Here is a 7,748-nt window from a genome sequence, read left to right as displayed (position 1 = left end):
GACGCGCACGCCCGGGCGGCTGAGCAGTTCGTCCACGCGTTCGGCGCAGGTTGGGTCGGCGGCGGGCAGGGCAGTCAGCAGGTTGGTCAGTGTCATGGAAAGCCTCATGGGAAGGATTTGATTCCACTATGAACGCTATTGCCCAGCAGCGCGCTTCTTGACCGGCCCGGCGGTTTGTAAGAACTTTCTGAGTTTTGGAGCGTGGGCGGCAAATGGACAAACTCCAGGCAATGAAGATGTTCGTGGCCACCATCGATGCCCAGGGTTTTTCTGCCGCTGCACGCAGGCTGGGGCTGGCGACATCGTCGGTGACGCGCCTGGTCGATGCTCTGGAGGCCGAACTGGGCGCCACCTTGCTCAACCGCTCGACCCGCCAGGTCAGCCTGACGGAAGCGGGCGCCCGTTATTACGAACGCGCACGGGGTATTTTCGAAGCCCTGGATGAAGCCGATGCCAGCGTTGCCGACCGTGGCGAGGCGCCGGTCGGCGTGTTGCGCCTGTGCCTGCCCGTGGAGTTCGGCAGGCGCGTCGTCGCCCCGCACCTGGGGCAGTTCCTGGCGCAGCACCCGGCGCTGGAGCTGGACATCGACCTCAGCGACCGCCTGGATGATCTGCTCGACGGGCGTTATGACCTGTCGATTCGTCTCGGCGACCCCTCGCCCAATGACGAGCTGGTGTGTCGTCAGCTGGGGCGCTTCGAGCGTTGGCTGGTAGCCAGCCCGGCCTACCTCGCCCGGGGTGAGCCGCCGCAGCACCCAAAGGCGTTGCTTGATCATGCCTGCCTGCGCTTTCGCTATGGGCAAAAAGCCCGTCCCTGGCGCCTGACCCAGGGCCAGGACAGCCTGGAACTGGACGTGCGCGGGCCATTGCGCAGCGCCAATGCCGACATGCTCCGCGAAGCTGCACTGGCGGGCAGTGGCATTGCGCTGCTGGCCGACTGGCTGGTGCGCGAGGATGTGCTTGCCGGGCGGCTGCAGCAATTGTTCCCCGCCTGGCGGGCAAGCCCTGGCACAGCCAATGACAGCATCAATGCGCTGTACCTGCCCAATCACCGAGGTTCGCGGCGGGTGAACGCGTTCATCGACTTTTGCGAAAATTTGCTGCAACCGCGCACCTAACGTTGCGCTGCACGCAAAGCCGCGTTGCGTCGTCGCCGGATTCTCGACCCACCCGCGACTGGGTAAGGTAGCCGACATATTCCACCCCCTCGCCGAGGACACCGCCATGAATCCCACCCTTGCCACCGCGCAGCCTGCAGCCGCCGGCCTCAGCCGCACGCTGGTCGTGCTGCTGGCTTTCTGCTGTGGCGCAATAGTCGCCAATATCTATTATGCCCAGCCAATCGTGGCGCTGATCGCCCCGGACCTGGGGCTGTCCACCGAGCATGCCAGCCTGATCGTTTCCCTCACGCAGCTGGGCTATGCGCTTGGTCTGCTGTTGCTGGTGCCGCTCGCCGACCTGCTGGAAAACCGCCGCCTGATGGTGGCCACCGCGGTGCTGGCCTGCGTCAGCCTGTTGCTGGCGGGCACCAGCAGCAGCGGCCAGGGCCGGTTGTTCCTGGGCTACGCGCTGCTGATCGGTTTCAGTTCGGTAGCGGTGCAAATGCTGATCCCGCTGGCCGCGCACCTGGCACCGGAGCAGCAGCGCGGGCGGGTGGTGGGCAATATCATGGGCGGCCTGCTGCTGGGTATCCTGCTGGCGCGGCCGTTGTCGAGCCTGGTGGCTGACCACTTCGGCTGGCGGGCGGTGTTCATTGGCGCTGCCGGGGTCATGCTGGCGATCATCCTGCTGCTGGGCCTGACCCTGCCGCAGCGGCGGCCTGAGCACAAGGCCAGCTATGCCGAGCTGATGCTGTCGCTGCTCACGTTGCTGCGGCGGTATCCATTGCTGCGCCAGCGTTCGTTGTACCAGGCATTGATGTTTGCAGCGTTCAGCCTTTACTGGACAGCGGTGCCGATGGCCCTGGCAGGTGAGCATGGGCTGTCGCAAAGCCAGATCGCGGTGTTTGCCCTGGTGGGCGCGGTAGGGGCCGTAGCCGCGCCGCTGGCCGGCCGCCTGGCCGACGCCGGACATGCGCGGGCCGGCTCGCTGCTGGCATTGTTGCTGGCTCCGGCGGCATTGTTGCTGGGCCTGACCGCGCCGGGCTACAGCGTGATCGGTCTGGGGCTTACCGGAGTGCTGCTGGACTTCGCGGTGCAGATGAACATGGTCATTGGTCAGCGCGAGGTGTACGCGCTGGACCCGGCCAGCCGCGGGCGCTTGAACGCGGTTTACATGACCAGCATCTTCCTCGGTGGGGCGCTGGGTTCGGCGGTGGCCAGTGCGGTGTTCAGCCAGTTTGGCTGGCAAGGCATCACGTTGGTGGGGGCAGGGTTGCCGGGCATTGCCTTGCTGGTTTTCCTGGCCAGAGCGCATCGAGGCTGAGCGCCCCAGCCTGGGCATCAGCGGCCAAGCGGCAGGGCCACGCCAATCACGGCAAACAGGCTGCCGCAGCAGCGGTTGAAGCCCTTGCCGCCTTTGGCCAGCCAAGGGCGAATGCGAAATGCCAGGCGCGCCAGCAGGTACTCGACCAGAAACTCCACGCTGGCAAAGGTCGCCGCCATCACCACGAACTGCAGCAGCAACCCCCGCTGCGGGTCGATGAATTGCGGCAGGAACGCACCGTAAAACAGCAACACCTTGGGGTTGGCCAGGGCCGACAGCAGGCCTTGGCGGAACAGGCCGGCGTTGCCAAGACGGGCGCTGCGCTCGTTCAGTTCCAGGTGCAGACCGGGGCTGCGCCACAGCTGAATTCCCAGCCAGACCAGGTAAGCCCCGCCGACCCACTTCAGCACTTCCAGCAGCGAGGCCGAGGTCTGCAGCAACGCTGTCAGGCCGAACATGGCCAAGGCAATGAGCGCGCTGAAGCCGAATACGCCGCCAACGATGGTGAACAACGTTCGGCGCGCGCCATAAAGGGCCCCGTGAGTCAGCGCCAGCAGGCTGTTCGGGCCTGGCGTCAGCGACAGGCCGATGCTTGCCAGCAGGTAAATAAGCCAGGTGTCGAGAGCCATGTCGGGAAACGCCTTGTTGGTCCGAAGAGCGCCAGTCTATGGCGCCAGGTCTTCTCTGTCAGGGTATGATCCGGACATTCGACGGTGATTTCTGGACACAGCTTCATGCAGCCTGACATCCGCTTGCTTATCCGCCCTTGCCGGATTTTGCCCTGCTGCCGTTCGGTGCCTTTCTCGACAAGCTGCGCTTCGGGGCTTGCCGACATGCTCGTGGATGAAACCCGCGACAGCCGCCATGCCTTGCGCTCATTGGAACTCGGCGGCGGGCCAGGACGGCAAGCGGAGCGGGCACAGGCATTGATGCGCCATCACCTGGGCACGCCAGTGGCGGTGGAGCAGTTGGCTGCGCAACTGGGCATCAGCCGGCGGCAACTGGACCGGCAGTTCCAGGCCAGCCACGGCGTGAGCGCCAAGGCCTGGTGGCTGGAGATGCGCTTGCAGCAGGCGCGCTGGCGCTTGTGCAACTCCAGCCACAGCCTGATGCAAATTGCCGATGAGGTGGGTTTTGCCGACGCCAGTCACTTGGGCAAGTGCGTGCGGCGGCGGTTTGGTTGTACCGCGCTGGCGCTCAGGCAGGCTTACTGCGGCGAGCCGAACAACCCTGTCCAGTAGATCCCTGCGTCGCTCTTCGGGTCTACTGCATAGGCAGCACCCAGCTCACGGAAGTCCGGATTCATCAGCGTTGCGCAATGCCCCGGGCTGTCCAGCCAGCCCTCGACTACCTTGTGCGCAGTGTCGCGCCCGGCCGCAATGTTCTCGCCGATCTGCTGATACAGGTAGCCAGCCAGCTCTGCACGGTCACCGGGGGTACGGCCATCCTTGTCGATATGGTCGAAGAAGTTCTGGTTGGCCATGGCCCGCGTGTGGTTGGCGGCGACGCCGGCCAGCGCAGTGCTCCAGGCCAGCGCGGGGGCGGCGGCGAAGGGCTGGCCGCCGCATTGTCGAGGCACCTTGCGCGCGTCGTTGATTGCCTGCAGCACCTTCTGCCCCTCGGCCTGCCAGTCGCCCAGGCGGCCACTGAGCAGCGGCCGCGCCAGCACGATGCGCCAGTCGCGGCCCTCCTGGCTGACGCCGATATCGACGAACTGCGGGTCGAGCACCACTTGGCAGAAGCTTTCTTCAATGGCATGCATTGCGGCGCGCGCATCGCGCGGCCCGGACAGGCTTATGGCCTGGACGTTGACCATGGGGTAGGCGGCGCGGGTCATGGCCTGCTGCAGGTCGCGGGTACCCTCTGGCGACAGCGCCAGGCGGGTATCGCTGTTGAGCGGCGGCAGCTCCAGCGATGCCTCGCCACCGCAGGGCTGGGCCTTGCTGCGGTAGACGTTGATCGAGTCGATCAGTTGCGCCTCTTCGCCGGTAACAGCCAGCGCCGCGGTCGAGACGACCAGGCCCAGTGACAAGGCGGCAAGTGATGGCAGGACGCGCATGTGGATCTCCCTGTGACTGGCAGCGTCGTGGTATGCGCTGCTCATCCTACACAAGCCCGGGGCTTTTGGCCCGGGGTCATGCAAAGCAATGAAAACGCCGGCGTGGGTTGCTGCCGGCACAAGAGGGAGTAGACCACTGGTCGCCGGAAAAGTGCGGCGGTTTGGTAATCATTCGTAACATCGACGCTTCACGGGAACGCTCGACTTCAGATCTAGCGTGCCAACGCCTGGTTCGGCTTGTAGAACAGGAAGTGCGTGGTCTGCGCGGTGCGTCGATAGGCCTTGGCCCAGTCCGGGCGCACCGTGCGGTCATGGAAGTACAGTGCACCCCCGGTGGGGTCCTTGAGTTGCTGGTTCAGCGCCTTGCGTGCGATCTCCTTGGCGACGTCGTAACGCTGCGCTTCCTCGACCTGGTCGGAGCGCCCGTCGCACCACCAGGAAAACTGGCAGGCCTTGGTCTCCACACCCTGCTTGACCACCCCGCAGATGGTGTCCGGGAAACCATCATGGCCCAGGCGGTTGAGCACCACGCTGGCAACGGCGGCCATGTCCTTGGCGTCGGCGCCCTTGGCCTCCCAGTAAATGGTGCGGGCCAGGCAGGTAATGCTGTCGTCCAGCGGCGCCTGGCCGGCAGGGTCGACGGCCTTCGCTTCGCTCGGTGTCAGGGTTTCCGCCTTTTTCGGCGCAGGCGCATCGTTCGCCACTTTCTGCTCCAGCACTTCGGCCTTGTCCTCGGCGACCGCAGCCTTGGCCGGGTCAGCGGCCTGCAAGGAGCCTGCGAGCAGGGCCGAGGTCAAGCCAACTACCATCCACGATAGGCGCATGGTCCAAGCTTCCGAAGTGTGGGTTGAATCTGAGTCTAGCCAAGCGTAAGCATTAATACCAAAGGCAGTGTGGCGGCGGCGGCCACGGTCTGCAGGGCTATGATCGTCGCCATCAAGGGCGCATTGCCGCCCATTTGACGGGCCATCACATAGGATGACGAAGCGGTAGGCAGAGCCTGGAACAGCACCGCCACCACGGCGGCCTGGCCACTCAGGCCGAGCACCCGGCACAGGCCCCAGGTGGTCAGCGGCATGACCAGGAACTTGAACGCCGATGCCGCCATCAGCGGCCGCACCTGCTGGCCCAGGCGGGCGCCACCCAGGGCCGCGCCAACGCACAGCAGCCCAAGCGGCAGGGCAGCCTGGCCCAGGGCCTTGACCGTAGGTTCGATGCCGGCCGGCAGGCCAAGGCCAGTTACCCGTAGCAACAGGCCGCCTGCGCAACCGACGATCAACGGGTTGGCGAAGATCGCCCTCAGCACCGTGGCGGGCGAGCTATGGCGAGCGCTGAAGCGCGCAAACACCAGCACGCAAAGCAGGTTGACCAGCGGCACGATGGCCGCGTTGGCCACCGCCGCCAGGGCAATCCCGGCGCTTCCATAGATGCCCGCAGCCAGGGTGGCACCGATGTAGTTGTTGAAGCGGATGCCGCCCTGGAACACCGAGGTGAAGTCGGCGCCATCGTGGTTGATCGCGCCCTGGTAGAGCACCAGCAGCACGGCCCCCGCCAGTGTCGAGAGCATCAGTACACCGACCATGCCCAGTACCGGTACGCCGTCCAGGTTGGCGGTGGCCAGGCCGTGGAGGAACAGTGACGGCAACAGTACGTAGTAGCTGAGGCGCTCGGCCCCGGGCCAGAAGCTTTCAGCCAGAAACCTGCGCAGGCGCAGGAAGCTGCCCAAGGCAATCAGCAAGATTATCGGCAGCAAGGTGGTCAGCAGCAACTGGAGCATGGGTGACGTTCCGTAGTCGGGTACGGGATCACATTACTGGCGGCAACTGATTTGTAGAAACGTTGTTTTCTTAACTGACCATTGAGGAAAAATGCATGTTACTCCGGCCCGCGCTGTGGCCTCGGCGCCCTCACGCTTCCAGCGCGGTTTTCAATACTGCACTCAAATGCCGCCGCTGACTTTTTTCATGCTCCAGCAACACCACCCGCCGGGTCAGCTGGGGCTCGCCAAATGGCAGGCAGGTGGCCGGTGGCAGGCGTTGCAGGTCGTCATCGGCCATTGGGATGATGGCCACCCCAAGGCCCATCACCGCCATGCGTGCCAGGGCTTCCTGGCTGTCCAGTTCCATCTGCTCGCTTACCTGCAAGTGCTGCCGGCGCAGTTCCTGTTCGATCTGTCGCCCGGCCCAGGCGCGTTTGTCGAAGCGCAGAAAGGGTTGACTGGCCAGCAGCTGCGGCACGCTGTGGCCGGCCAGCTCAGGGCTGGCAATGGCCCAGAAGCGGTCCTCGAACAAGGGCGTGAAGTCGAGGTTCTGCGGGTAGGGGCTGACCGGTTCGGTGGTGATCGCCGCGTCGAGCTCGCCGTCTTCCACGCGCCGCGCCAGTTCTGCCGACATGCCGGAGGCCACGCTGATGTGCAGTTGCGGGTGGTGGGCCTTGATCCACACCAGGGCCCTGGGCAGCCGCCGCGCCAGCACGGTATGGATGGCCCCGAGGCGCAGGCGGCCGCGCAGGCCAGGGCCACTTGCCAGGGCGTCGGCCAGTTCGTCATAAGCGGCCAGAATGCTTTCGGCACGGGCCACCGCCAGCTGGCCGGCTTCGGTCAGCACGACCTGGCGGCGGCTGCGGTCGAACAGCGTCACCTGCAGTTCGTCTTCCAGCGATTTGATGTGCAGGCTCACTGCCGAGGGGGTGAGGCTTAGCAGGTCGGCGGCACGGGCAAAGGTGCCGTGACGGGCGATGGTCACCAGGGTGCGCAGGGCTTTGAGGGACATGCCGAGGGGTCCGGTTTGTGTTGGCAGGGTTGCATTGTCAGGCTCGGGGGGATTGGCGGCAAGGCGCACGGGGATCGCCCTTGGCGCCGATCCAGGCTACCCGATTCAGCGCCTGCTCCCCCCATACGCCTGGCTGATCCGGTCGATCACCATGGCCAGCGCAACGATGGCCAACCCGGCCTCTACCCCTTGGCCCACATTCAGGGTCTGGATACCCGCCAGCACGTCCTCACCCAGCCCGCGCGCGCCGATCATCGATGCCACCACCACCATCGACAGGGCCATCATTACCGACTGGTTGAGCCCGGCCATGATACTGGGCAGCGCCAGCGGCAAGGCAATCCGCCGGAGCCGCTGCCAACGGCTGGCGCCCAAACCGTGGGCGGCCTGCAGCAACGACTGGTCTATCTGGCTGAGGCCCAGCTCGGTCAGCCGTACCAGCGGTGGCAGGGCGTAGACCAGCGTGGCAAACACAGCGGGCACCTTGCCCAGGC

8 protein-coding genes and 2 pseudogenes are annotated in these 7,748 nt (G+C 65.5%); 3 read left to right on the top strand and 7 right to left on the bottom strand.

The window, feature by feature from the left end; all coding sequences use genetic code 11:
- Nucleotides 1–96, bottom strand: a pseudogene (locus tag HP546_RS31500) (cupin); the annotation flags it as partial.
- A 116-nt stretch (nt 97–212) separates the two neighbouring features.
- Between HP546_RS31500 and HP546_RS22465 the strand changes: the two are divergent.
- Both HP546_RS22465 and HP546_RS22460 read left to right on the top strand, forming a co-directional pair.
- Nucleotides 213–1,118: a LysR family transcriptional regulator gene (locus tag HP546_RS22465; protein WP_172229620.1), complete on the top strand. Its 906-nt coding sequence runs from the start codon at nt 213–215 to the stop codon at nt 1,116–1,118.
- A 106-nt stretch (nt 1,119–1,224) separates the two neighbouring features.
- Nucleotides 1,225–2,424: an MFS transporter gene (locus tag HP546_RS22460; RefSeq protein ID WP_172229617.1), complete on the top strand. Its 1,200-nt coding sequence runs from the start codon at nt 1,225–1,227 to the stop codon at nt 2,422–2,424.
- 17 nt (nt 2,425–2,441) lie between these two features.
- Here HP546_RS22460 and HP546_RS22455 read toward each other — a convergent pair whose 3' ends face one another.
- Complete coding sequence (locus HP546_RS22455) at nt 2,442–3,053, bottom strand: LysE family translocator (protein WP_172229614.1); 612 nt, start codon at nt 3,051–3,053, stop codon at nt 2,442–2,444.
- A 192-nt stretch (nt 3,054–3,245) separates the two neighbouring features.
- Between HP546_RS22455 and HP546_RS22450 the strand changes: the two are divergent.
- Nucleotides 3,246–3,665: pseudogene (locus tag HP546_RS22450) on the top strand (helix-turn-helix domain-containing protein); the annotation flags it as partial.
- Here the strand turns inward: HP546_RS22450 and HP546_RS22445 are convergent.
- The 5 genes from HP546_RS22445 to HP546_RS22425 all read right to left on the bottom strand — a co-directional run.
- Entirely contained in the window at nt 3,632–4,483 is an 852-nt protein-coding gene (locus HP546_RS22445) for a CAP domain-containing protein (protein ID WP_172229611.1), read from the bottom strand. The pseudogene HP546_RS22450 and the gene HP546_RS22445 sit on opposite strands and share 34 nt — an antisense overlap.
- Before the next feature lie 212 nt (nt 4,484–4,695).
- A complete protein-coding gene (locus HP546_RS22440; protein WP_172229608.1) occupies nt 4,696–5,307 on the bottom strand; it encodes a cell wall hydrolase in 612 nt (203 codons plus the stop codon).
- Nucleotides 5,308–5,342: 35 nt separating this feature from the next.
- A complete protein-coding gene (locus HP546_RS22435) occupies nt 5,343–6,260 on the bottom strand; it encodes an AEC family transporter (protein ID WP_172229605.1) in 918 nt (305 codons plus the stop codon).
- A gap of 130 nt (nt 6,261–6,390) precedes the next feature.
- Nucleotides 6,391–7,254 carry a LysR family transcriptional regulator gene (locus HP546_RS22430; protein WP_172229602.1) on the bottom strand — a complete coding sequence of 288 codons (864 nt, stop codon included), beginning with the start codon at nt 7,252–7,254 and terminating at the stop codon, nt 6,391–6,393.
- Nucleotides 7,255–7,359: 105 nt separating this feature from the next.
- Nucleotides 7,360–7,748 (bottom strand): proline/glycine betaine ABC transporter permease (locus HP546_RS22425; RefSeq protein WP_172229599.1); only part of this gene is annotated, 389 nt, incomplete at its 5' end.

It is taken from the genome of Pseudomonas sp. CM25, assembly GCF_013179705.1.
Lineage (GTDB): Bacteria > Pseudomonadota > Gammaproteobacteria > Pseudomonadales > Pseudomonadaceae > Aquipseudomonas.
The sequence above is the reverse complement of the archived record's forward strand: the minus strand, read 5'-3'. Positions and strand labels throughout refer to the sequence as shown.